Annotated in this window: 21 protein-coding genes; 19 read left to right on the top strand and 2 right to left on the bottom strand. The window is 29.3% G+C overall.

Features of this window, described 5'->3' with window-relative positions:
- Positions 1–544: 544 nt before the first annotated feature.
- The 12 genes from APS56_RS02120 (at position 545) to APS56_RS02175 (ending at position 13641) form a co-directional block, all read left to right on the top strand.
- The gene (locus APS56_RS02120) at positions 545–1534 is read left to right on the top strand and encodes an SDR family oxidoreductase (protein ID WP_054724338.1); all 990 of its coding nucleotides are present in this window, start codon (positions 545–547) and stop codon (positions 1532–1534) included.
- The gene (locus APS56_RS02125) at positions 1531–2910 is read left to right on the top strand and encodes a nucleotide sugar dehydrogenase (protein WP_054724340.1); all 1380 of its coding nucleotides are present in this window, start codon (positions 1531–1533) and stop codon (positions 2908–2910) included. Before APS56_RS02120 ends, APS56_RS02125 begins: the two co-directional genes overlap by 4 nt.
- 7 nt (positions 2911–2917) lie before the next feature.
- Positions 2918–4201: a nucleotide sugar dehydrogenase gene (locus APS56_RS02130; protein ID WP_054724342.1), complete on the top strand. Its 1284-nt coding sequence runs from the start codon at positions 2918–2920 to the stop codon at positions 4199–4201.
- Positions 4202–4225: 24 nt separating this feature from the next.
- Positions 4226–5722: a lipopolysaccharide biosynthesis protein gene (locus APS56_RS02135; protein WP_054724344.1), complete on the top strand. Its 1497-nt coding sequence runs from the start codon at positions 4226–4228 to the stop codon at positions 5720–5722.
- Complete coding sequence (locus tag APS56_RS02140) at positions 5719–6294, top strand: acyltransferase (RefSeq protein ID WP_054724346.1); 576 nt, start codon at positions 5719–5721, stop codon at positions 6292–6294. Before APS56_RS02135 ends, APS56_RS02140 begins: the two co-directional genes overlap by 4 nt.
- Before the next feature lie 3 nt (positions 6295–6297).
- The gene (locus APS56_RS02145; protein WP_054724348.1) at positions 6298–7227 is read left to right on the top strand and encodes a glycosyltransferase family 2 protein; all 930 of its coding nucleotides are present in this window, start codon (positions 6298–6300) and stop codon (positions 7225–7227) included.
- Positions 7217–7984, top strand: coding sequence for a glycosyltransferase family 32 protein (locus APS56_RS02150; protein ID WP_054724350.1), 768 nt, complete (start codon positions 7217–7219; stop codon positions 7982–7984). Before APS56_RS02145 ends, APS56_RS02150 begins: the two co-directional genes overlap by 11 nt.
- Positions 7981–9192, top strand: coding sequence for a glycosyltransferase (locus tag APS56_RS02155; protein ID WP_054724352.1), 1212 nt, complete (start codon positions 7981–7983; stop codon positions 9190–9192). The genes APS56_RS02150 and APS56_RS02155 overlap by 4 nt, the downstream gene beginning before the upstream one ends.
- Before the next feature lie 78 nt (positions 9193–9270).
- Positions 9271–10704, top strand: coding sequence for an MBOAT family O-acyltransferase (locus APS56_RS02160; protein WP_054724354.1), 1434 nt, complete (start codon positions 9271–9273; stop codon positions 10702–10704).
- Positions 10705–10710: 6 nt separating this feature from the next.
- Positions 10711–11628 (top strand): hypothetical protein, encoded by a 918-nt coding sequence (locus APS56_RS02165; RefSeq protein ID WP_054724356.1) that lies wholly within the window; start codon positions 10711–10713, stop codon positions 11626–11628.
- Entirely contained in the window at positions 11625–12737 is a 1113-nt protein-coding gene (locus APS56_RS02170; RefSeq protein WP_054724358.1) for an EpsG family protein, read from the top strand. Before APS56_RS02165 ends, APS56_RS02170 begins: the two co-directional genes overlap by 4 nt.
- 13 nt (positions 12738–12750) lie before the next feature.
- Complete coding sequence (locus APS56_RS02175; protein WP_054724359.1) at positions 12751–13641, top strand: glycosyltransferase family 2 protein; 891 nt, start codon at positions 12751–12753, stop codon at positions 13639–13641.
- 113 nt (positions 13642–13754) lie between these two features.
- Here the strand turns inward: APS56_RS02175 and APS56_RS02180 are convergent, their stop codons facing one another.
- Positions 13755–15680: a right-handed parallel beta-helix repeat-containing protein gene (locus APS56_RS02180; RefSeq protein WP_157757593.1), complete on the bottom strand. Its 1926-nt coding sequence runs from the start codon at positions 15678–15680 to the stop codon at positions 13755–13757.
- Between the two features lie 509 nt (positions 15681–16189).
- On the opposite strand from APS56_RS02180, the gene APS56_RS02185 reads away from it, so the two are divergent.
- The 6 genes from APS56_RS02185 to APS56_RS02210 all read left to right on the top strand — a co-directional run bounded on the left by APS56_RS02185 (position 16190) and on the right by APS56_RS02210 (position 23074).
- Complete coding sequence (locus tag APS56_RS02185; RefSeq protein WP_054724363.1) at positions 16190–17212, top strand: glycosyltransferase; 1023 nt, start codon at positions 16190–16192, stop codon at positions 17210–17212.
- A gap of 68 nt (positions 17213–17280) precedes the next feature.
- Positions 17281–18432 (top strand): glycosyltransferase family 1 protein, encoded by a 1152-nt coding sequence (locus tag APS56_RS02190; RefSeq protein ID WP_054724365.1) that lies wholly within the window; start codon positions 17281–17283, stop codon positions 18430–18432.
- 183 nt (positions 18433–18615) lie between these two features.
- Positions 18616–19752: a glycosyltransferase family 4 protein gene (locus tag APS56_RS02195; protein WP_054724367.1), complete on the top strand. Its 1137-nt coding sequence runs from the start codon at positions 18616–18618 to the stop codon at positions 19750–19752.
- Between the two features lie 355 nt (positions 19753–20107).
- Positions 20108–21202: a hypothetical protein gene (locus APS56_RS02200; protein WP_054724368.1), complete on the top strand. Its 1095-nt coding sequence runs from the start codon at positions 20108–20110 to the stop codon at positions 21200–21202.
- A 113-nt stretch (positions 21203–21315) separates the two neighbouring features.
- Positions 21316–22824, top strand: a complete 1509-nt coding sequence (locus APS56_RS02205; protein WP_054724370.1) for an AMP-binding protein — start codon at positions 21316–21318, stop codon at positions 22822–22824.
- A 4-nt stretch (positions 22825–22828) separates the two neighbouring features.
- Positions 22829–23074, top strand: a complete 246-nt coding sequence (locus tag APS56_RS02210) for an acyl carrier protein (protein WP_054724372.1) — start codon at positions 22829–22831, stop codon at positions 23072–23074.
- On the opposite strand, the gene APS56_RS02215 is transcribed toward APS56_RS02210, so the two are convergent.
- Positions 23071–23922, bottom strand: coding sequence for a formyltransferase family protein (locus APS56_RS02215; RefSeq protein WP_054724374.1), 852 nt, complete (start codon positions 23920–23922; stop codon positions 23071–23073). The genes APS56_RS02210 and APS56_RS02215 overlap by 4 nt on opposite strands.
- Positions 23923–24018: 96 nt before the next feature.
- On the opposite strand from APS56_RS02215, the gene APS56_RS02220 reads away from it, so the two are divergent.
- On the top strand, positions 24019–25080 hold the full coding sequence (locus APS56_RS02220; protein WP_054724376.1) for a hypothetical protein: 1062 nt from the start codon (positions 24019–24021) through the stop codon (positions 25078–25080).
- Positions 25081–25177: the final 97 nt, after the last annotated feature.

A 25177-nucleotide genomic window follows, 5' to 3' on the forward strand; every position in this document is an offset into this window, starting at 1 on the left:
TCAATTTTTTTAATAGCACATTTAATACATAAATAATATTTTTTAATAAGCATCAAATTCTTGAGAGGGATGAGAGAAAAATGCCAATTTTTAAATACATTTTTAAACAGTATTAAATCAATTTTCTGCTATCAATCAATTTAACTTTGTACTTTTTAACGGTGTAAATTTAGTAATTGTTTCCCTCCATGTGCACAAGAATTTCTTTAATTCGTCAAAAGAGTAATTAAATTCGGTTAAATACATCTCTCATTTTTAATAACAGACAAACAGTGTCTATTATCGATAACCAAAAGGCCTTATTCAATTAATTTCACATGCAATATGATATTGAATTTTTACAAATTATATCAAATAACCACATAAAAAACAAAATGAGAGTATTAAGTTATCAGTTGTAAATGGTGTTTCAACCATGATATTAATTCATCTGAAATTATTTGTGGTTTTTAACGAGAAAAACACTTAGTTAATATAATTAATGTACGTTGTTTAGATATTTTTTTACATATTTGCCTCGTTAATGAGTAAACCCCAAATTTAAATGATAAAAACTCTACAAAACAATACGGTATTGGTTACTGGTGGAGCTGGATTTATAGGTTCAAATTTATGTGAGGTTCTCTTAGAAAGTGACGTCAAAGTGGTCTGTTTAGACAATTTCTCCACAGGAAAGCGTGAAAATGTAACACCCTTTCTTGAAAACCCAAACTTTAAACTGATAGAAGGCGATATTAGGAATCTTGATGATTGTCATACCGCTTGCAAAGGAGTTCACTATATTTTGCATGAAGCTGCATTAGGTTCGGTACCAAGATCTATAAACGACCCCATAACAACTAATGATGTTAATATATCAGGTTTTTTAAATATGTTAGTAGCCGCCAGAGATGCTAAGGTGAAACGGTTTGTATATGCAGCCAGTTCTTCTACTTATGGAGACTCTAAAGCATTACCAAAATTGGAAGACCATATAGGAAAACCGCTTTCCCCTTATGCCATCACTAAATACGTAAATGAATTATATGCAGATATTTTTCATTCTACCTATGGTTTGGATACTATTGGATTGCGTTATTTTAATGTCTTTGGAAAAAGACAAGACCCTAACGGAGCCTATGCCGCTGTGATCCCTAAGTTTGTTCAACAATTTATGAATTATGAATCGCCTACAATTAATGGCGATGGGAGTTATTCACGTGATTTTACTTATATCGATAACGTGATACAGATGAATATCAAAGCACTAACAACTACAAACAAAGCTGCTTTAAATACCGTGTATAATGTGGCCTACGGCAATCGCACCACCTTATTGGAATTAACAACGCTTTTAAAAGCATATTTATCTGAGTTTGATTCAAAAATTAAAGAGGTTGCTATTAAACATGGTCCACAGAGAGCTGGAGATATCCCCCACTCCTTAGCTTCTATTGATAAAGCAAAACAGTTATTAAATTATAATCCTAAATATGATATAACTAATGGCCTTAAAGAGGCTGTTAATTGGTATTGGAAAACTTATAAATTATGATAGTAAAAAACATATGTTGCATTGGTGCAGGTTATGTAGGAGGTCCTACTATGGCTGTCATTGCAAAAAACAACCCCCATTTAAAAATTACCATCGTAGATATTAACCAAGCACGTATTGATGCTTGGAATGATGCCGATGTGTCCAAATTACCTATTTACGAGCCTGGTTTAGCTGAAATTGTACAAGAAACTCGTGGAAAGAATTTATTTTTCTCAACAGATATTGATGCAGCTATTGATGAGTCTGAAATGATATTTATATCTGTTAATACTCCTACTAAAACCTATGGTAAGGGCAAAGGCATGGCTGCCGATTTAAAATATATAGAGCTTTGTGCTCGTAATATAGCTGCGGTTGCAAAAACCGATAAAATAGTGGTTGAAAAATCTACTTTACCCGTAAGAACCGCTGAAGCTATTAAAAGCATCTTGCATAATACTGGTAACGAAATCAATTTCCATATTTTATCCAATCCTGAATTTTTAGCAGAAGGTACAGCAGTTCAAGATTTATTAAATCCAGACCGCGTTTTAATCGGTGGGGAATCTGAAGCTGCTATTGAAGCTTTAGCTAAAGTTTATAACAGTTGGGTCCCAGAAGAAAAAATATTGCGAACCAATTTATGGTCGTCGGAATTATCAAAACTAACGGCCAATGCCTTTTTGGCGCAACGGGTATCATCTATTAATGCTATTTCTGAAATATGTGAGCTTACTGGGGCAAACGTCAACGAAGTAGCCAAAGCCATTGGAATGGATTCTAGAATAGGATCAAAATTCCTGCAAGCTTCCATCGGTTTTGGAGGCTCTTGTTTTCAAAAAGACATTTTAAATTTGGTTTATATTGCGAGAAGTTATAACCTAAATGAAGTAGCAGATTATTGGGAGCAGGTTATTATTATGAACGACCACCAAAAAAGGCGTTTTTCAGACCGTTTGATAAAAACACTGTATAACACCGTATCCGGAAAAAAAATAGGCATGTTGGGTTGGGCTTTTAAAAAAGACACAAATGACACACGAGAATCTGCCGCTATTTATGTGGCTGATCACTTATTAAATGAACAAGCCAATTTATCTGTTTACGACCCTAAAGTTTCAAGCTTTAAAATACAATCGGATTTAAATTATTTAAATACGCGCTCGGAAGAAGAAAATGAAGCAAGCGTTAAAACGGAATCATCTCCTTATGAAGCATTAAAAGCAGCCCATGCAGTAGCTATCATGACTGAATGGGATGAATTTAAAACCTACGATTGGGAAAAGATTTACAGTCATATGAAAAAACCCGCTTTTATTTTTGATGGTCGAAACATATTAGATAAAGCAGCGATGCAAAAAATAGGATTTGAATATTATTCAATCGGACAGTAATTAGTTTATGAACACTAAAGATAAAATAGCTGTAATAGGTCTGGGTTATGTAGGTTTACCATTAGCAAGGTTGTTTGCAACCAAATACAACGTCATAGGTTTTGATATAAATCAAAATAGAATCGAAGAGTTATCTAAAGGAAATGATACTACGTTAGAGGTTGATTCGGCTATTTTAAAAGCGGTTTTAAAATCAAATCAAGACGATGAAAACGGCTTGATTTGTTCTAATAAACTCGAAGATATCAAAGATTGTAATTATTTTATAGTTACTGTTCCAACTCCTATTGATAAAAATAATCGTCCAGACTTAACACCTCTTTATAAGTCTAGTGAAACAGTGGCTCAAGTTTTAAAAAAAGGCGATATTGTTATTTATGAATCGACTGTATATCCAGGAGTTACAGAAGAAGAATGCGTCCCTATTTTAGAACAAATTAGTGGTTTAAAATTTAATACAGATTTTTATGCGGGCTATTCTCCGGAGCGTATTAACCCTGGAGATAAAGAACATACCGTAGATAAAATATTAAAAGTAACCGCGGGTTCTACACCTGAAATCGGTATAAAAGTTAATGCTTTATATGCTAGTGTTATTACAGCAGGCACCCACTTGGCGCCTACTATTAAAGTGGCCGAAGCCGCCAAGGTGATTGAAAATTCGCAACGCGATATTAACATTGCATTTGTAAACGAGTTAGCCAAAATATTTAATTTAATGGACATTGACACCCATGCTGTATTGGAAGCTGCTGGTACCAAATGGAATTTTTTGCCTTTTAAACCTGGTTTAGTAGGTGGCCATTGCATTGGGGTTGATCCGTATTACTTAGCTCAAAAAGCACAGGAAGTGGGCTACCATCCAGAAATTATTTTGGCAGGGCGTCGAGTGAATGATAGTATGGGGCAATATGTTGCCATGCAAGTTATCAAGCTAATGCTTCATAAAGACATAAAAATTAAAGGAGCTAATATACTAATTTTAGGCATTACCTTTAAAGAAAATTGTCCGGATGTCAGAAATACCAAAGTAGTAGACATCATCACCGAATTAAAAAGTTTTGGCACACATTTAACCATTTGTGACCCTTGGGCAAATCCAGATGAAGTTAAGTGTGAATATGATTTAGAAACTGTTAAACAAGTGCCTAATTCTAAATATGATGCGGTTATTTTAACAGTGGCTCATCAAGAATTTTTAAAGTTAAGGCTTAATAGCTTTTTAAATACAAGAGGTGTTTTGTATGATGTTAAGGGGAGCGTTAATGAAAAAACAGATGGTGGTTTATAACAATATATTTATACTAAAAATATTATGAGTCAATTAAAAAAAGGTGTCATACTGTCTTATTCTACAATATTCTTGACAAATATTGTTGGATTAGTTTTAACACCTTTTATTATTAGGCAATTAGGTCAATCAGAATATGGACTTTACATTTTATTAGGCTCGCTTGTAGGCTATATTTCATTGCTTGATTTTGGATTAAACAATACCATTGTTAGGTTTGTAGCTAAATATAGAGCAAATAACGATTTAAATGGTCAAAAAAACTTCTTAGCTACAATTTTCATAATATATATATCAATATCTATATTAACATTAATAATTGGAGGAATTGCTTATTTAAATATTGAAAATATTTTTAGTCAGTCACTGACCACAGATGAAATGTATAAAGCTAAAATATTAATGCTACTTTTAGTTTTTAATTTATCTATTTCTTTACCTGGAGGTGCTTTTACTGGTATTTGTAATGGTTATGAAAAATTTGTATATCCAAGAGTTGTAAATATTATTAGATATATAGTTAGATCCTTATTAGTGTTTTTTATATTATTCCATGGCGGTAAAGCAATTTCGCTGGTAGTTATAGATACTGTATTAAACATCACTATTATTGTAGTAGATGCTTACTACGTTATAAAAATTTTAAAAGTAAAAATCAAACTTATAGAATTAGATAAAAAGTTGATAAAAACAATCTTTAGCTATTCTATTTGGATATTTGTCTTTGCTATGATTGGTGAACTTTTTTGGAAATCGGGTCAGATGATTTTAGGTATAACTATTAGCACAGATGCTGTGGCGATTTATGCTGTCGGTATAGTTTTAAGTGGGTATTTTGGAGCTTTTGCTGGAGCTATTAATAGTGTGTTCTTACCTAAGGCTACCTTTATGGTTGAACAATTAAGTACTAGGGCTGAATTAACAGAAATGATGATTAAAATAGGAAGAATTGTTTCCGTTATATTAATTTTTATTTGGGGTGCTTTTCTGTTATTTGGTAAACAATTCATTTTATTATGGGTTGGTGAAACATATACAGACTCTTATTTAATCACGCTAATTATTATGACTGCTTATATTTTACCATTGGTTCAAAATTTCGCAAATTCTATTATTGAAGCTACAGGTCGCTTTAAATTCAAAGCAATAGTTTATTTTTTCACAATTTCAACAGGAATATTTTTAGGTGCCTATTTCTCTCAATTTTATGGGTATTGGGCAATTGCTTGGTGCTATTCCATATTTTGGTTTATTTCACAACTTATTATGAACTGGTATTTTGATAAAAAGTTAAATATTAATATTAAAGTTTTTTTTATTCAAACATTTGGTAAATTATTAATAGCTTTAATTTTATCTTTGATTGTAGGTTATTTCTTAAATATAATTATTGGTGAAGGATGGGGCAATTTTATATTAAAATCAGTTTTATATTCTATAATCTATTCATTATTAGCCTATTATATTGTTCTTAATGACTTTGAAAAGAAACAATTGTTACCTTCTAAATTTTTCAAATGAAAAGTAAAGTTTTAAAATACATATCAAAAAAAATAGCAGCTTTATATTGGGGTTATTTAAAAAAAGAAATTGATGATTTCGTTATCAACTCTCAAAAAAAATACTTTAAAAATATTGGAGACAATGTTATTTTTAAAGCAGGAGGCACCATTTACCACCCAGAAAATTTAAGTATTGGTAGTCATGTTCGTATTGGAGATAATTGTTTTATAATGGCTATTGGTGGTGTTGAAATTGGAGAAGGTACAATAATAAGTAGAAATGTTTGTATTCATTCTGGTAATCATGATTACAAATCTAAAATATCTGTCCCATATGATGATAAATACATCACAAAAAAAATAAAAATTGGTAAAGCTGTATGGATAGGACAAAATGTTAATATTCTTCCTGGTATAAAAATTGGAGATGGAGCTATTATTGGTATGGGAACTACCATTTCTAAAAATGTTGAAGCAGGAGATATTGTAGTTGGCAATGGACAAAGAATTATAGGTAAAAGAGATTTAAACAATTTAGAAACTCTGTTAAACAATGAATTGTTTTTTAGTAAAGAATTTCCTAATTTATAAAGAATGATTTCAGTTATAATCCCGACATACAAACGAAGTTCTAGACTCCCAATAGCAATTGAAAGTGTACTTGGTCAAACCTATAGCCCTTTAGAAATAATTGTGGTTGATGACAATGACGATAATGAATATCGAAAAGAAACTAAATCTGTTTTAAAAAAATATATTTCTCAAAATAAAATTACCTACATACAGCACAAATCAAACCAAGGCGGCTGTGTAGCAAGAAATACCGGAGCGTTTGCTGCTAAAGGTGAATATATTGCCTTTTTAGATGATGATGATTTTTATGAACCGACTAAGTTAGAAGAGCAAATTAATTTCTTAAATAATAATCCTCAACTAGATGCATGCATGTGTTCCATGTTCCGAATAGATGAAAATAATAAGCAAATAGAGTCTAGAGAAAACACAGCCCGTGGAGAAACTTTAAAAGAAGCCATTTTAGATGGCAATTTATTTACATCGATGCTTTTAATTAAAAAAAATATATTCCTTAAATTAGAAGGATTCTCAGAGATACCGAGGTTTCAAGACAAGTATTTTCATTATAAGTTTTTAAACTTGGGATATAAAATAGGCGTATTAAACAAACAACTTTTAACCTTAGTGGAACATTCTGGCTTAAGAATATCATATCTTGGTGCAAAAAAAATCATTAAATCACTCGATTTATTAGCTGAATTTGAAAAAAGCAATAAAGAAAAGTTCACTAATCAGGAAATAAAATTTCTAAAGTACCGTCGATATATAAAAATATCAGAAGTTTTGTGTGAAGGTCGATTTAATGAAAAAATAAAGAGCTTAATTTATATCGTAAAAGCTTTTATATATGCTTCAACAAAACACTATCAATATATAGGACTATTAACATTAAAGTCCTTAACACCAAATGCTATTATTAAATTAAAAACAAAAAGAGATGATTCCTAAAATAATACATTATTGTTGGCTTAGTGGTGACGCATTTCCTCCTGTAATAAAAAAGTGTATAGACACTTGGAAGGAAAAACTACCAGACTATGAGTTTGTGCTTTGGGATACAAATAAATTTAATTTAGAATCTAACATCTGGGTAAAACAAGCGTTTGAAACCAAAAAATATGCCTTTGCAGCCGATTATATTCGTTTATATGCTGTTTATAATTATGGGGGTATTTATCTAGACACTGATGTGGAGGTACTAAAAAACTTTGATGACCTTCTAGACCGTCCTTACATCGCTGGTTCAGAAATTGAAGGAGTTATTGAAGCAGGTGTATTTGGAGCAGAAAAACACAGCGATTGGGTTCTAGATTGTTTAAATTATTATACAAATAAATTTTTTATAAATGCAGATGGTAGTTTTAATACATTAACATTACCACGTATTATGATGCAACAAATTTTACAAAAAAGAGAAGTTAAAGAATTACCGCCACATCAATTACGTCCAGAAATTCAAAAAGAGAATACAAAAACCTTATTTCTATTTCCCAAAGACTATTTTTGTGCTAAAAATCACGGAACAGGAAAATTAGAAAATACGCCAAATACTTATACCATACATCATTTCGCCATGTCCTGGGTATCAAAAAAAGAAACTTTTCTACCCAATATAAAACGAAAATTAATGAGTGTTTTTGGTGTGAAAATTATAAGTAAAATTATTAAAATACTTAGGTTACAAGAATTCAAAAAAAAAAAATGAACAAAAAATCTATTTTATTAATTATGCCATATGGTAGTGTAGGTGGCATGGAGCGTTTAGCACTTGGTTTTTATAATTACTATAAAAAAGTTGGATATGATGTCAAAGCATTAAAATTCATTAAACTTGATAATGATATTATTAAATTTGGTGAAGATGAATTATTTTTAAGTGACTATGATTTTTATCAAATGTCTAAAATACAAAGATTATTATTTTATGTTAAAGCACCATATTTAATTAATAGAATCATAAAGAATCATAAATTTACACATTCCATAGCTTTTGGAGATATGGCTAATTTATTTAGCTCTCTTTCTTTTAGTAAAGAATTTAAAATAGGAAGTATTCATGCATTAAAAAGTACAGAATTTAAAAACAAAACTATTTTTAATACAATAAGTAAATTAGGTTATAAAACTTCCTATAAATTTTTGGATAAATTGGTGTGTATAAGTATCGCAATTAAAGAAGATTTAATAAAAAATTGTTCATACAAATTTGACAATATAGAAATAATTTATAATCCACATGATTTAATTGATATAATTCGTTTAAGTAAAGAAGCTATAATAGAAGATGATGAAAAAGAAATTTTTTCAAAACAAACTATATTATTTTTAGGACGATTATCAATACAGAAAGCACCTTGGCACCTAATTAAATCCTTTAAATTAGTATTAAATCAATTCCCAGACACTAATTTAGTAATAATTGGAGATGGTGATTCAAATGTAACACAACACTTGCAAAACTTAATTGAAGAATTAAATATTAAAAAATCCGTTCATCTCTTAGGGAGGAGAAATAACCCTTATAAATATTTAGTTAAATCAAATGTATTGGCTCTTTCTTCATATTATGAAGGGACTCCAAATGTCATAGTCGAAGCAATGTGTTTAGAAACACCAATTGTTTCTACATATTGTACTAAAGGAATTATAGAACTAATGAGTTTAAAAAATCATTCTGAAACTAATATAAATATTGAGGTAGAAGCAGGTATAATAACCCCAAATATCTTCAAAGGTAAATTATTACAAATACCTAATGATAATAAGCTCATAAAAGAAGAAATATTATTTGCAGATGCTTTAAAAAAAATGTTGGAGACAAATAACTATAAAAAACAACTTCAAGAACATAAAATAAAACTATTAGGCAAATTTGATATAAATAAAATCACGATGCAATATATTAAAAAATAAATAAATTATATTTTTAGCAAACGAAGGTGTATTACCACAGTTCTTTATCTGATATTTATATAAAAAATAATTACCCTCATGCTTTTTAACTCTTTCGAATATTTAATCTTTCTGCCTACAGTATTTATATTATATTGGTTTGTATGTAATCGCAACTTAAAATGGCAAAACTTTTTATTGTTGGTAGTGAGCTATTTCTTTTATGGCTTATGGGATTGGCGCTTTTTATCGCTTATTATTTTTAGTTCCTTTATCGATTATTTTTGTGGCTTAGCCATTGAGAAAGCTAAGGAAAAAACTATAAAAAAGCGTTGGCTAACTCTTAGCATGATTGTTAACTTAGGTTTTTTAGGAGTTTTTAAATATTATAATTTTTTTGCTTCTGAGTTTGCCGCGGCTTGGGCAACAATAGGTATAGAAGTTAATACGTTTACTTTGGACATCATACTACCTGTTGGAATTAGTTTTTACACCTTCCAAACCATGAGTTATACCATTGATGTCTACCGAAAACAACTAAAACCGACCAAAGACATCATAGCTTTTTTTGCTTTTGTAAGCTTTTTTCCTCAACTTGTAGCAGGACCAATAGAAAGAGCGACCAACCTACTTCCTCAATTTCATACAAAACGAATATTTGATTATAAAAAAGCCACAGATGGGTTACGCCAAATACTTTGGGGATTGTTCAAAAAAATAGTGATTGCTGATAATTGTGCAATCATTGTTAATCAAGTATTTGATAACCATGCAGATTATAATGCCAGTACTTTAGTTATTGCTGCTATATTTTTTGCCTTTCAAATTTATGGTGACTTTTCAGGCTATTCAGATATTGCCATTGGTACATCACGTTTATTCGGATTCAACCTCATGCAAAATTTTGCGTTCCCTTATTTTTCCAGAGATATCGCTGAATTCTGGCGCCGTTGGCACATCTCATTATCTACTTGGTTTAGAGACTATCTTTACATACCTATTGGAGGTAGTAAGGGGGGGACAGCAATGAAGATAAGAAATACTTTTATTATATTTTTAGTGAGTGGCTTTTGGCATGGTGCTAACTGGACTTTTATCATTTGGGGAGGATTAAATGCCTTATACTTTTTACCTTTATTACTAAGAAATAAAAACAGATCTAATTTAGATGTTGCTGCACAAGGTCAAGTACTAATTAACGCCAAGGAAGCATTTCAAATAATTTTTACATTTTCAATCACTGTAATTGCATGGGTCTTTTTTAGAGCAGAAACTGTTACCGATGCACTTAATTATCTAAAAGGAATGGTTTCTAAATCATTAACAGCATGGCCTGCTGTAGATATCAAGCCTTTTGCATTCATAACCATACTTGTTGTAGTTGAATGGCTGCAACGTCATAAACAACATGGCTTGGAATTGAATATCGATAGGATAAAAAAAGTATACCGCTGGAGTATCTATCTGTTTTTAATTATACTTATTTTCTGGTTTGGGGCCGATAAACAGGAATTTATATATTTTCAATTTTAGTTCAACATGAAAAAATATTTAATTAATAGCATTCTATTTTTATTTCTTATCTTAGGTCTTATAACCATAGGCTTATTACTTCCTAATACATCACAACCAAGATCAATTGATTATAGCCTTTTAAAAAAACATGAAATATTAAATACTACAAAAGAACCTAAAATAGTCTTAACTGGAGGATCTAATGTATTATTTGGTTTTAACTCAAAGATAATAGCAGATAGTTTAAAAATGCCAGTGGTAAACCATGCCATTCATGCAGGCTATGGCTTGAAATATATTATGGATGATTTACTACCATATATCAAAAATGGAGATATTGTAATATTAGCACCTGAATATTCACATTTTTTAGACAACAATAGGCTGGGTAATGAACCAATATTATTTTCACTAACTGTAAAACCTAATAATATCAAATTACTGTCGTTACATCAAACTATTAATATTGCTACGTTTGTTCCAAAGTTTTCGTTTGATAAAATGAAGTCTTTTGTATATGGTACTTTTGTGAAAAGTAAAAAATCTAGTTCTAATGTATATACGGAATTTTCTATAAACAGTAATGGAGATAACAATTCACATTGGTCTTTAGAAAACCAAAAGTTTGAGCCTTACAAGTTTTCGGGAAGCTATAATGAGAAATCAATAGAATTGTTATTAAACTACAATAATATTATTAATAATAAAGGAGCATCTTTATATATTACATATCCTAGTTTATGCAAAACGGGATACCTTATAAATGAAGTGTATATAAAACAAATTGAAAAAAAATTAAAGACTTCTAATTTAAAAATTCTTGGAATTCCATCCGATTTTGTTTTTCCTGATAACTATTTTTTTGATACCGCTTATCATTTAAATGGCAAGGGCGTTATCAAAAGATCTCAAATACAAATGAATCTAATTAAAAATAAATGATAGACTTCATCCCTTTAGAATATTACTACGATGCATTCATTTACTTTTGTTTTTTTCTCGTAGTCGCTAATTTATTACATGCTTATGTATTAGATCTTAATAATCCAAAAAATTTAAAGTTTTTAAGAACTTCAGGGATGGTGTTGTTAGTCCTATTAGTATTTTACATTGGACTGCGCCCTATCAGTGGTAGGTATTTTGGTGATATGGGTACCTATGCAAAGTATTACAATGGGTATGCAAATGGTTTGCCTGTAACCATCGATAAAGACGTATTTTTCAATTATTGTATGAAGTTTTTGTCTAATGTGATGGGTGTACATGGCTTCTTTTTTATAGTAGCCACTTTGTATATTACTCCTATGTTCTTTATATCAAAAAAATATTTTAATGCCTATTGGTTTTATGCTTTCTTAATGTTTGTAGTATCCTTTTCTTTTTTCACGTATGGCACCAATGGCATTCGAAACGGCTTAGCTACCTCATTTTTTTTATGGGGCTTATGTTATACAAATCAAAAAATAAAAATGGGATTTTGTTTCTTAATCGCAGTATTATTTCATAAATCAACCCTCTTACCTATCATGGCATATGTTTTAACCCTAATTTATAACAATCCAAAAACCTATTTAAAAGCATGGCTACTGGCAATACCAATCTCATTAGCAATGGGGTCAGTTTTTATTATGATTTTTACCAGTTTAGGTTTTGGAGATGATAGGTTAGCTGGGTATCTATCTGGGGAGGCTGCAACAGATTCTGAAATAAAAACAGGGTTTCGTTGGGATTTTATTTTTTACAGTGCTTTCCCTGTGTTTGCTGGTTGGTATTTTATTATAAAAAGAAAATTTCAAGACAATTTTTATAATCAGGTTTTTAATACCTACTTGATTTGTAATGCCTTTTGGATTTTAGTCATTCGGGCTAATTTTTCGAATCGCTTTGCTTATTTATCTTGGTTTTTAATGGCATTTATTATTATATATCCGCTATTAAAACAAGAGTTTTTTAAAAAGCAACAACACATGATAGCCAAGGTTATAACTGCATACTTTATGTTTACCTATTTAATGTATATCATATACTATACCATTTTAAAAACTAATTAACAACATATTTAACATGAAACCACTTACAGTTTTTACACCAACATATAACCGTGCCTACTGTTTACACCAGTGTTATGAGAGCCTTGTTAGGCAAACCAATCAAAATTTTATTTGGTTAATTATAGACGATGGCTCAATTGATAATACTAAAGATTTGGTAAACACTTGGATGGATGAAAATAAAATTTCAATCCAATACCACTATCAGGACAATCAAGGCATGCACGGAGGACACAATGCAGCTTACAGATTAATTGAAACGGAATTAAATGTATGTATTGATTCGGATGATTTTATGCCTGATGATGCAGTACAAATAATTTTAGAGAACTGGTTATTGATTAAACATAAACCGCAGTTTGCAGGTTTAGTTGGATTAGATGCAAACAAACAGGGAAACATTATTGGCACTAAAATACCAGAAACCTTAAAAGAAACAACACTATCTGATTTATATGAAATACATAAAGTGAAAGGGGATAAAAAATTAGTTTTAAGAACAGATGTGGTAAAAAAGTATCCACCCTACCCCATTTTTAAAGACGAACGTTTTGTGCCCTTACATTACTTGTACCTACTTATTGATCAAGATTTCTCGCTGTTTCCTATTAATAAGGTTTTATGTATTGTAGAGTATATGCCAGACGGTTCGAGTCTTAATATCTTCAAACAATACAGAAGACACCCTAAAGGCTTTGCCTTTTCAAGAATTCCAGAAATGAAATATTCGAAATCCTTACAAGAAAAGTATAAAAAAGCCATACACTATGTATCTAGTAGTTTATTGTCTAAAAATCAAAAGTTCATATCGGAATCACCTAAAAAAGCTTTAACCATTTTAGCAATACCTCCAGGAATACTATTGTATTTATATATTTTATTAAAAACAAAAAAAAATACGTAGCCTAACTTTATAAAACCTTAAAGAAACATAAATAAAATAATAAGCTTTTATAAAATCAGACAGGGGTTAAATATTAATTTAACCCCTGTCTATATAAAAAATCGAATATACTCTTAATTACAAGTATTAGATAGTGTTATAATATTAGTTGAAGTAGTATCATCGGTTACGCAACCTATATTATCTTTAATAGTAATATCCATACAATTTTGTGATACTTTTATTTGTTTGTTTCCAAATGTATTGTTCAATACGTTAGCGGAAGAGGCTTCTATTAAATATATTCCAGAATTATGACATATATTATTTTTAAAATCAAAACCTCTAATCTTAGCGAAATTTGAATTATGATTTCCCGTGGAAGTCAAGTCATTATCCCGTATAGAAATATTATAGCCTATATTAGCGGCACTTCTATTCACTTCATAAAACCGAATAGGAACGCGTTGTACATTTATAGTATTATTAAAAATATCTACATTATTGATGTATGAGGTTACGTGATTACCAATACCATCACTACCTGTAACTGTACTTGTAATAGTATTATCACGAACTTTAGAGTCGCGGGTATTTAATAAATCAATACCTCGACCACAATCTATCATGGTATTGTGATGAAGATCGATACCTGGGTCTTGCAACTCAATACCTTTTGGAAAGCCAGTAATGGTGTTACCATACACTTCATTATCATAATTACGCTCATTACCATATCCCAAGGGGTCATTCATACCTGCTGCAATCGCAACATTTGAGTTTTTACCTGGATTCTTAAATATATTATTTCTAACAATCGAGCCAACTGTCTCCCCTATGGCTATAGTATTTTCCATAGTATTATTTTCATACGTAATATACCAACCTCTCGCATTTATAAACCCACCTTTTTCTGAGCCACGTTCTATATTATTTTTAATAGTAACATATTCCACAATTTGGTATTTTATCCCATTCTCCCAAACAGGTTCAATATCAATAGCCCACATAGGCGCAGCCCCACTAGATTTGGATGTTGTTATTCCTGTGTCAACAAGTTCATTCCCATCAATCACAATATTTTTACCTTCAACAATGGAAATCCCATTTCTTCGGCTTCTAATAATTTTATTATTTTGAATTAATAAATTATCAGTGTAAGTGTAAAAAGAATCATAGGTGTGTCCAATATTATCAATTATTATACCATCGCCTAAAGCATCTGTAATGGTCATATTCTTAATAGTTACATCTTTTGAGCCACTTACTGTTAAACACATACCAAACTCGTGCGAACCTCCACTGGAATAATCATGTTCATCCCGTTCACCATATAAATTTCCTCCATCAATAACGACATTTTCTACGTCTCTAACAGAAATAAGTGCATAATTAGAAAAATTAGTAGGTTGTGTTCTTAAATGAGTGTTCTCACTCATTTTTAAAGTGAAATTAGAGGGTGGGTTGATAGCATAAGTATATGCATAACCCTTAAAATTTTCATCATCTACTTTAAAATAAGCATCCATAGCATCTATTATAAAAGTAGAAACCCCTAACGATTTTACTAACTCAAATGAGCCTTCTAAAATATCTCGATTACGCAAAGCAACAGCATCACTAACTACTCCTTCTACGATTCCCCAGCGTTTTGGATTAAAATTAAAAGTAGGGTCTTTTAACAAAGGTTTAGCTCCTCCAAGCGTTAGGCTTGAATTCAATAAATCACCAGAGATAATACTTTCACTTGAAAAATTTAAAGTTCCATTCACAATAGAACCTCCTTCATAAACAATGGTTACGTTATCAGGTATGTTTATCGTTTTACCTTCTAAGTCCATCACACAATTAATTACGATAGTAGAATTGATTTCGGCATTAGCTAAGTCAAAATCACAAGGGGCAGTTATTGGATTAACTGTATCAATAATATCTTCAGGTGTAACAGGAGTTTCCTCTATAGGTTCTTCTAAGATAGGTTCTTCAAATAATTCTTCATTATTACAAGACGTAATGGAAATAATAATAAAAAATAATAAATACATAGGTTTAAACATCATTTTCATAAGTTTTAGGTTTTTGGAGGGCATTAATTTTTGTTTTCAATATTAAAAAAAATCAAAAGAATTACCGCTTAAGTGTTTCTTATTTTCGCTGAAATGCTTTCAAGACTAACATAATACTCGTTTAAGTGTTTCTTTTTTACGATAATCTGTTTTTTTCATAGTTATTAAAATCAATATACGTTCCTGTATGACTTTTTGGATGTTTTTATGCATTCTATTTTTTTTGAAAAGCAAAAATAAGTTATGTTAAATAATTTAATAGTCATTGTTAATAACTATTTATAACTTAATAGTCTGATTGTTAGTAATTAAAAAAGTTATAAAGAGAAATAATAATAAAAGATAAAAACCATCAATAGTAATGATAGATTTATCTTATAAAAACTAATGAAAAAGTAAACATTCAAAATATCATTTTATAGCTGAAATTTAACATTTCAACTACTTTGTTTTGTGTAGTAAAATTAATTCATATACTTTGGTAACTAATTTTTTTATTACAAATGTTAATAAGCATTATTGTCCCATTTTATAATACAGAAAAGTTTATTGCTCGATGTATTGAAAGTTTAATTGAACAAGATATTGATTATAATGATTATGAAATCATATTAGTAAATGATGGCTCTACAGATTCAAGCCTATCTATAGCTAAGCATTATGCTAAAGAATATCAACAAATTAAAATTATCAATCAGATAAATAAAGGAACTAGTGCCGCAAGAAATAACGGATTTAAAAATAGTATTGGAACTTATATTTATTATATAGATTCTGATGATTATATACAAAAAAACATATTAAAAAGCTTACTGGGCCTTATTTTAGAAAATAATCTCGATTTTTTAGGATTTAAATATACTAATACTTCAGAGTCAAATTTTGAACTAACTATAAATGCCGATCACATGGAAAGCTACGCAAATAACTTAAAAATTAAAAATGGCTGTACATTCATATCTGACTTTAATTTTTATAATTATACTTGGTGGTATATTTTTAAAAAGGATATTGCATTAAACAACAAAATAGAATTTGTAGAAGGTGTTATGCTTGAAGATGGTATTTATACAGCTGAGCTTCTAATCAAATGCAAAAGAACAGCTTTTATACCACTAAGTATTTATAGATATTTTGTAAATACAAATTCCATAATGAGAAAAACTTCAAAGGAACACATTAACCATTTAAACAAGAATTTTAAATTCATTATTACTAAGTTTACAAATCTCATAGACTTAGCAAAACATAATAATGCTGATTATAAGGCTGTTAAAAGACTACAAGCGAGACAACAATCCTATTTATTTTTTCTTTTGGTTAGATTAGTGAAATCTAATTGTTCCTTTAACGAAATTCAATCCATAACTAATGAATTTAAATTACTTAAGGTGTACCCTTTAAATAAATTTATTGGAGTAGACTATAATTCTAAAAAAGAAAGAATATTAACCCACATTTTCAATAATAAAATATTATTTTTTTTGCTTATCAGTTTTAACAATTATTTTAAACTCATTAAATAACAAAAATTTACATTTATTTTTTATAACTAATTTACAATTTTGACCAATATTTTGTTTCTTAATTAATCATGATGAATAAACCCACAAGAATTTTACAAGTGCTAACTATAATGAACAGAGGTGGTGCTGAAAATATGATTATGAATTATTACAGATCTATTGATAAAAGCAAAATTCAATTCGACTTTTTATTGCATAGAAAAGATGAAGGTGCTTTTGATGATGAAATCTTGAGTTTAGGAGGCAAGCTGTTTAAAATGGACCCCATAAGTGTTAAATCATATTCTAATTACAAAAAACAATTAAAGTCTTTTTTTACAGACCATCCAGAATACCATATAGTTCACAGCCACTTAGATACCTTAAGCTTTATCGTTTTAAAAGCGGCTAAAGAAGCTGGGGTAAATATTAGAATAGGTCACAATCATTTAGCTATTGAACCTTTTGGCTTAAAAAAGATTTTTAAGAAACAAACGGATTTAAAAGAAGTCTTAAAAGACCTTTTCAAGTTTTCCATTCGATCCAAAGTAGGCAAATATGCAACACATTATTTTGCTTGTGGTGAAAAAGCAGGGGTTTGGTTATATGGTGAAGAAAATAAGGACCGTATTAAGATTATTAATAATGCTATAAACACCAAAACTTTTATTTATAACGAAACTAAAGCTGTTAAAATAAAAAAAGACCTGGGAATAAGTAACAAAAAAGTCATAGGTCATGTAGGTAGATTTAATGAGCAAAAAAATCACATCTTTTTAATTAAAATCTTTTATGAAATGTGGCTTCAAAATAAAAATTTAGTGTTAGTACTAATTGGAGATGGTAATTTAAAGCCAAAAATAGAAGAACAAGTTAAAAAACTAAATATAAAAGATAATGTGAAATTTTTAGGACTCAGAAATGATGTTCCCGATTTATTACAAGCCATAGATATTATATTATTCCCTTCCTTGTATGAAGGATTACCAGTGTCTTTAGTCGAAGCTCAGGCTGCTGGTTTAAAAGTAATAACATCAACTACAGTTGACAAAGAAACAGCTATTACAAAATTAGTTACTTTTTGCGACTTAAAAGAATCTGAAACATATTGGGCTAATCTTGTTTTAAAGCATTTAGAATATGAAAGAAAAAACATGTTTAAAGCCATTTTAGATGCCCAATATGACATAGAAGAAAACACTAATAAATTGCAACAATTTTATATAGAAACTGCTATGTAATTTTAATTCTAAACATAAAAAACCTGATATTGAACTGTATGCAAAATAAGATAAATTTAGACCTATCATATCTAATAACTATAATAAAATTAGCATTAAATAGAAAAAATAAAATGTAAATAAATTACTTTTATATATTTGCTTATAAATCTTAATTCGTGCTAATTACGAGTATTTATCTTTATGAAAAAAAAAATCATAAGAGTTGTTACTTCAGGAGTATCATTAAAACTAATCTCTGGACAATTAAAATATTTAAATGAACAATATGAAGTACAAGGTGTGGCATCCAATGACACTAATTTAAGTTTGGTTGAACAAAGTGAAGGAATCAAAATACACCCTATTAAAATGGTGCGTCCCATTTCTTTAATCAATGACTTAAAATCACTATATAATCTATATCGTTTATTTAAGAAAGAAAAGCCTTTTGTTGTACATTCCATAACTCCAAAAGCGGGTTTGTTAAGCATGATGGCGGCTTACTTAGCTAGAGTTCCTCATAGAATGCATACATTTACTGGACTTATATTCCCTACAAAAGAAGGGGTTATGAAAAAAATACTGATAACTACCGATAAAATACTTTGTGCCTGTGCCACACAAATATATCCAGAAGGTTATGGTGTTAAACAAGATTTGGAAAATTATAACATTACATCAAAACCATTAAAGGTATTAGCAAATGGCAATATAAACGGGTTAGACCTTGATTATTTTTCTAAAGAACATTTTAACGAACAAAAACAACAACTAATTCGAAAAGAATTAAATATTACAAATAACGAATTTGTATTTGTGTTTGTAGGACGACTTGTTAAAGACAAAGGTATTAACGAATTAGTTTCCGTTTTTAATAAAAACTTTAAAATCACAGACCAAGCAACCCTATTATTAGTAGGCGATTATGAAGAAACATTAGACCCTCTGCTTCCTGAAACAATTAATAATATAAAAACCAATACCAAAATAATTGAAACAGGTTGGGTAAACGATGTACGTCCTTATTTTTCAATAGCAAATGCACTTGTATTTCCTAGCTATCGAGAAGGTTTTCCTAATGTAGTCATGCAAGCAGGAGCTATGGGACTACCTGCTCTTGTGACTGATATAAATGGTAGTAACGAAATTATTATAGAAGGTGAAAATGGGGCTATAATTCCCGCAAAAGATGAAGCAAGTTTATACGTAAAAATGCGCGAGTTTTATGAAAACAAAAATAAATTTCAAGCATCAGTTTGCAGAGAGCTTATTACAACGAGATATGAAAGACAAAAGGTTTGGGAAGCAGTACTTAACGAATATAAAAGCCTTTCATAAAACCGCCTAAAAAGTTAATAGACACCCTATATTACTAAAAATTCATATGCACAAATACTTAATGTCTTATTAGTTCTTTTTTTATAAGAATTAATAGAATGGTTTTATTATTCTAAGTTTACAGGTAATAACATTTTCTTTTTGTGCTGATTGACCAAATATTACTTAACATGATTAGAACATTCATATGGTCTTTTTACTAAAAAACCACATTCGTCGTGAAAATGCATTATAATAACGTTTTAATTATTTTGAAAATGTGATAAAATAAATATAATTATATATTTGAAATCACAATAGCTGTTGACTTTTAATTTAGTAAAAATGATCCTCCTTAAAAACCATATATAAAGGTATGAATGATGTTAAAGTAATAAATCTTTCTAAAAAAGTTTTACGAGATTACTTAGAGAATGACAAATATTGGTGCCATAAAACTACAGCCTTAGCTAAAAGCAAAGTAATATGGCTATTGAATAATGATAGAATGGGAGAAGATGATGTTTGTGGTGTTATTGCTGAAGAAAACAACATCATTATTGGACTTGTTTATATGATTCCAGACACAACTCTAACTTCTGAAAAAATTGAAAAAAAAATATATTGGATGATGTATTGGTGGATTGCTGATAAATACAATGGCAATGTATTATCCACATACATCTATAGTGAAGCTTTAAGATTAGCAAAAAATCAAGTAGTCGTGAAATCTTTTGCAGAAAATGCTCATAGTTTTTACAAAAAAATGCCTTTTAAAACCATCATGTCAAGACCAAGATATACTATTTTCTTTAGTCTAGATCCTGATATTCTTATTGCTAAATTCAAATTTATAAAACCTTTAAAATTTATTTTAAATGGTTTAGACTATTTAGTTACAAAAGCCTTACAGGTATACAATAAGTCAAAATTAAAAAGTAATACTGAAAATTTAAATTATGAGTATATTAATGAGTTAGACACTCAAGCATGGGCATTTATAGAACCCTTGTGTAAAAAAGACTTTATATACAAAACAAAAAAGTATGTGAATTGGCAGATTAGCAAACTACAATACATACAAACTCCAATTAATTTAAAAACCCCTTATTCATCTTTAGCTACAGGTATTTCTAAAAATATTGCCATACATAACCTAAAAGTTTTAAAAGAACATAAAATCATTGGATTTATTTCCTTTGTTGTAAACTACAATGAATTAAACGTCAAGTATTTTTTGGCTGAAAATGGAGAAAACTATAATTTATGTGTAGATGCCTTGATTGAGAATTTTATTAAACTTCAAAAAAAGTACATTTTTACTGATGATACAAAGTTAGCAAATAGCATTAAACAAAGATTCAGAACTATTTTTACACATCAAGTGGATAAAAAAGCTTTGGCGCATCAAGATGTAGATATAAACTTTGAAAATCAAGAAATACTAAATAGTGATGGCCATTTTTACTAATTTAAGCCAAGTTGTATATAAATTAACAAGCTTGTAAAATGAGTAAATAACTATCTGAAATTACAATAGTAATTGAGTAAAGATTTGAAAAACAATGATTCAAATAAAAAAAAATGGAATTTATAAAAGCTCTACAAAAATCATTAATTAAACATGCAGAGCGTGAGGCTTTTTGCATCAATAATGTTTTTTACACTTATAGTGATTTTAATCTTGAAATTTCAAAAATTAGAGTTGCTATTCAGAACAACACCAAAAAAACAGATACGTTAATAGGCCTTGTAACTAATGATGATATCTACACCTATGCGAGTATTGTAGCCTTATGGCTTGAAGGAAAAGCTTATGTGCCTGTAAACCCTGAAGTACCTTTAGATAGAAACACACATATCTTACAATCTATTAATACGCATTTTATTATAGATTCTTCCAAAATTTCCAACTATAATAATCTAAATCTTACAGTAATTAATCCCACTGAGGGGGAAATTCCATGTAAGATAAATTTATGTCCAGTAGCAAATATTCATAGTGAAGATTTAGCATACATTTTATTTACATCGGGTTCAACAGGTGTGCCAAAAGGAGTTTCTATTACTTTTAAAAATGTGAATGGATTTGTAAATGCTATCAATGAAGATCCTGGGTTTGAATTAATGCCAACGGATAAGTGTTTGCAAATGTTTGAACTCACTTTTGACATGTCTGTTGTATCGTATTTAATGCCTTTATTAAGTGGAGCTTCTATTTACACCATACCAAGTAAAGCTATCAAATATTTTCAGGTATACAAATTGTTAAAAGAGTATAAACTTACAGTGCTAACCTTAGTTGCTTCAATAATTCACTATTTACGTCCTTATTTTAAAGAGATTAACGAAACACAAGTACGCTATTGTAGCTTTGCTGGAGGAGCACTACATGATGATATTGCTTCAGAATGGAGTGACTGTATACCAAATTCTAAAATTTATAATTATTATGGACCAACAGAAACAACTATTTATAGCGGCTTTTATCTTTATGAAAAGCAGAACAATACAAAAGCACATAATGGTATTATTTCAATAGGCAAACCTATGGGGGATTTGAAATACATGGTAGTAAATGAAAATAACGAAGAAGTTCCTTTAAAAACAACAGGCGAACTATGTATTTCAGGAAGCCAAGTAACACCGGGGTATTGGAATAACCCAGAACTTAATAATACTGTTTTTTTTAGTGTAGATGATAATGGGACTCCACTTATATATTACAAAACAGGCGATTTATGTTTTAAAGATCATGAAGGTGATTACTTATATGTGGGAAGAGCCGATTTTCAAGTTAAAATAAGAGGCTATCGAGTAGAGTTATCGGAAATTGAATTTCATGCTAAAGTTAAAGCCCCTATTAAAGTAAATATGGTAGCCATAGATATAGAAAACAATTTAGGGAATGCCGAATTAGGTTTAGCTATAGAATCTACCCCTTTTAATACGGATGAAATTTTTGAGTACATGAAAACAAAACTCCCTAATTACATGATACCGATGCATGTGGAATTTATAAAAGAATTTCCACACAGTATAAATGGTAAAATTGATAGAAAAGCATTAAGAACTCACTTCAAAATAAATTAAAATAATGAACAAAGAAGATATTGTATTTAAAATTAGGCAAGCTTTTATTAAAGTTTTAGAACATGAAAACTTTCAACTAAGCGATGAAACAACGGCCAATGATGTTGATGGCTGGGAATCTATAACTCATATGATGATTATCAATGAAATAGAAAAAAGCTTTGATATTAAATTTAAACTCATGGACTTAATGAACATGAATAATGTAGGAGATTTAATTAAGGCTATTGAATCTGAGATTCAACATTAAAGCCTAAAAAATCGAGTAACTTTTATAAGGCCATCAATTGTTTTTATTAACATTTTAGTGTCATACGTTAAAACAATTTTTCCAGGCAAACAGTTGGCATACATATCTAATAATGGTTTATGTAATATTTTTTCAGCGGCTATTATTTTATATTTTTTATTATCAATAGAACAAAAACTTCCTTGTGTTTCAATACCAAAACTTTTAATAGTAAGCAGTATTTGATCCGTATTATGACTATTAAAATCAATGGTTTGCATTACTTCAGTCCTATTAAAATACGAGGGGTTGCCTTTTTGTTTTCTGCCAATATTTTTAAAATTACTTGCCTTTAATTTATTCCAACCCTGTTTAAAAACAACACCTTCTAATTTCATAGCTAAATGGTACAAAAGACCTAAATCTATATCTTTGGTAAGCTTCTGTTTTTTTTGGTAAATAATGTCTCCAGTATCTATTCCTTTGTCTATATAATGCATCGTTGCACCATAAAAATCATAATGGGCATAAAACACACCATTTAGGGGTGTTTTACCTTGCAAGTAAGGGAGATAAGTTGGATGTATATTGATTAAAATTTGATGTTTTTTAAAACGTTCTACAGGAAAAATAATAGGACAACCATTTGAAATTAATATATCAAATTCAATATCAATTAGCATTTTAAGAAAATCCTTTTTCTTTTCAAGAGAAAATACATCATGCGGAATACCATTATCAATTAAAATAGTTTCAAGCAGACTTCCTTTAAGAGCGTAAATCTTAAGGTTAACCAAACTCTCACACGCTATAAGCTGTTCTAACACATTATAGCGTGAACCTAAAAAAACAATTATCTTATTATTCATTTTATTTATTAAATAATTAAAACTAATAATTTGTAAAGTTATTTAATTTATTTTGCATCATCATATCCTTTTAGATGAAATTATAACACACATAACATGAAAAAAAATAATAAAGGCATAGGTTCCTTCTTCCCTTTTATTGAAAATAACGTTGATAAATTTCTTGCAAATAAAACAAGTTTTAATCCAGAGGATAAAATGTTGTTTTATACCGGTAGGCAAGCTATTAAATATATCATAGAGTTAATTGCGTTAGAAAAAAAATCATTCATAATCTGGTTGCCAGAATATTATTGCATGCATGTTACCCATTGGTTAAAATCTAACTATTCTAATATAAAGACATATAAAACCAATCCTTCCAAAGCACAGTTTAGTATTAATGCTTTTGAATTTGCATCTGATAACGATGTTGTTATTATAAATAATTTTTGGGGAATTCATGATTGCATAATTAACAAAGGAGATAAAAAAATAGTGACTATTGAAGATCACTCTCACGGATGGCTTAGTAATAGCTGTATAAACAGTAAAGCTGATTATTGTATGACATCTTTAAGAAAAACATTACCTATTCCACTTGGAGGCATGGTATGGAGCCCTAAAAACCATCCTGTTAAAAAAAATGTGCCTTTGTTAGAATCCCATGCCTATGAGGCTATTTGGAATAAGATACAAAACGCAATGCAATTAAAACACGATTTTGAAAAAACAGGTGATTTAACACTAAAAGAAAAAAGCCTGTTATTAATAAGTGAAACAGAATTGGCTTTACATCAAAACTATAGCTTAACACAAATACATCCTACACATGAAAAAACAATAAAAGAATTTTTAAGTATAAATTATAGTGCTTTCAAATTACAAAATTTACAAAAACTAAGTGCTTGCATTAAGCCCAATGATAATTTTGAAATTATTGCTCATCATTCAAGTAGAACTTTTGGACTTATATTATATATAAATAACGAGGCCTATTTAGATCAATTAAGATCTCATTTAATTGATAATAATATTTACCCATCACTATTGTGGCCTAATAACAAAAAAGAATATGGTTATTATTTAAATATACACGTAGACTTTAGATATACATGTGATGATATGCACTATATTGCAGATGCATTAAACGCTTTTAATCACATAAATCATTTATAAATATATTCCACCTCATTTTTTTATAGTTAACCCCTCATCGAATAAAAATCACTAAAAACGGTATTTTACAATACTTAATATTAATAATGATATTTTT

The organism is Pseudalgibacter alginicilyticus (genome assembly GCF_001310225.1).
Lineage (GTDB): Bacteria > Bacteroidota > Bacteroidia > Flavobacteriales > Flavobacteriaceae > Pseudalgibacter > Pseudalgibacter alginicilyticus.

What these genes read in the sequence shown, in the direction of transcription:
- APS56_RS02170 (WP_054724358.1), top strand. Translation starts at nt 11,625, where the DNA reads ATGATAGACTTCATCCCTTTAGAATATTACTACGATGCATTCATTTAC.
- APS56_RS02200 (WP_054724368.1), top strand. Translation starts at nt 20,108, where the DNA reads ATGAATGATGTTAAAGTAATAAATCTTTCTAAAAAAGTTTTACGAGAT.
- APS56_RS02185 (WP_054724363.1), top strand. Translation starts at nt 16,190, where the DNA reads ATGTTAATAAGCATTATTGTCCCATTTTATAATACAGAAAAGTTTATT.
- APS56_RS02175 (WP_054724359.1), top strand. Translation starts at nt 12,751, where the DNA reads ATGAAACCACTTACAGTTTTTACACCAACATATAACCGTGCCTACTGT.
- APS56_RS02155 (WP_054724352.1), top strand. Translation starts at nt 7,981, where the DNA reads ATGAACAAAAAATCTATTTTATTAATTATGCCATATGGTAGTGTAGGT.
- APS56_RS02160 (WP_054724354.1), top strand. Translation starts at nt 9,271, where the DNA reads ATGCTTTTTAACTCTTTCGAATATTTAATCTTTCTGCCTACAGTATTT.
- APS56_RS02145 (WP_054724348.1), top strand. Translation starts at nt 6,298, where the DNA reads ATGATTTCAGTTATAATCCCGACATACAAACGAAGTTCTAGACTCCCA.
- APS56_RS02205 (WP_054724370.1), top strand. Translation starts at nt 21,316, where the DNA reads ATGGAATTTATAAAAGCTCTACAAAAATCATTAATTAAACATGCAGAG.
- APS56_RS02220 (WP_054724376.1), top strand. Translation starts at nt 24,019, where the DNA reads ATGAAAAAAAATAATAAAGGCATAGGTTCCTTCTTCCCTTTTATTGAA.
- APS56_RS02135 (WP_054724344.1), top strand. Translation starts at nt 4,226, where the DNA reads ATGAGTCAATTAAAAAAAGGTGTCATACTGTCTTATTCTACAATATTC.
- APS56_RS02210 (WP_054724372.1), top strand. Translation starts at nt 22,829, where the DNA reads ATGAACAAAGAAGATATTGTATTTAAAATTAGGCAAGCTTTTATTAAA.
- APS56_RS02190 (WP_054724365.1), top strand. Translation starts at nt 17,281, where the DNA reads ATGATGAATAAACCCACAAGAATTTTACAAGTGCTAACTATAATGAAC.
- APS56_RS02125 (WP_054724340.1), top strand. Translation starts at nt 1,531, where the DNA reads ATGATAGTAAAAAACATATGTTGCATTGGTGCAGGTTATGTAGGAGGT.
- APS56_RS02180 (WP_157757593.1), bottom strand. Translation starts at nt 15,680, where the DNA reads ATGATGTTTAAACCTATGTATTTATTATTTTTTATTATTATTTCCATT.
- APS56_RS02215 (WP_054724374.1), bottom strand. Translation starts at nt 23,922, where the DNA reads ATGAATAATAAGATAATTGTTTTTTTAGGTTCACGCTATAATGTGTTA.
- APS56_RS02120 (WP_054724338.1), top strand. Translation starts at nt 545, where the DNA reads ATGATAAAAACTCTACAAAACAATACGGTATTGGTTACTGGTGGAGCT.
- APS56_RS02150 (WP_054724350.1), top strand. Translation starts at nt 7,217, where the DNA reads ATGATTCCTAAAATAATACATTATTGTTGGCTTAGTGGTGACGCATTT.
- APS56_RS02165 (WP_054724356.1), top strand. Translation starts at nt 10,711, where the DNA reads ATGAAAAAATATTTAATTAATAGCATTCTATTTTTATTTCTTATCTTA.
- APS56_RS02130 (WP_054724342.1), top strand. Translation starts at nt 2,918, where the DNA reads ATGAACACTAAAGATAAAATAGCTGTAATAGGTCTGGGTTATGTAGGT.
- APS56_RS02195 (WP_054724367.1), top strand. Translation starts at nt 18,616, where the DNA reads ATGAAAAAAAAAATCATAAGAGTTGTTACTTCAGGAGTATCATTAAAA.
- APS56_RS02140 (WP_054724346.1), top strand. Translation starts at nt 5,719, where the DNA reads ATGAAAAGTAAAGTTTTAAAATACATATCAAAAAAAATAGCAGCTTTA.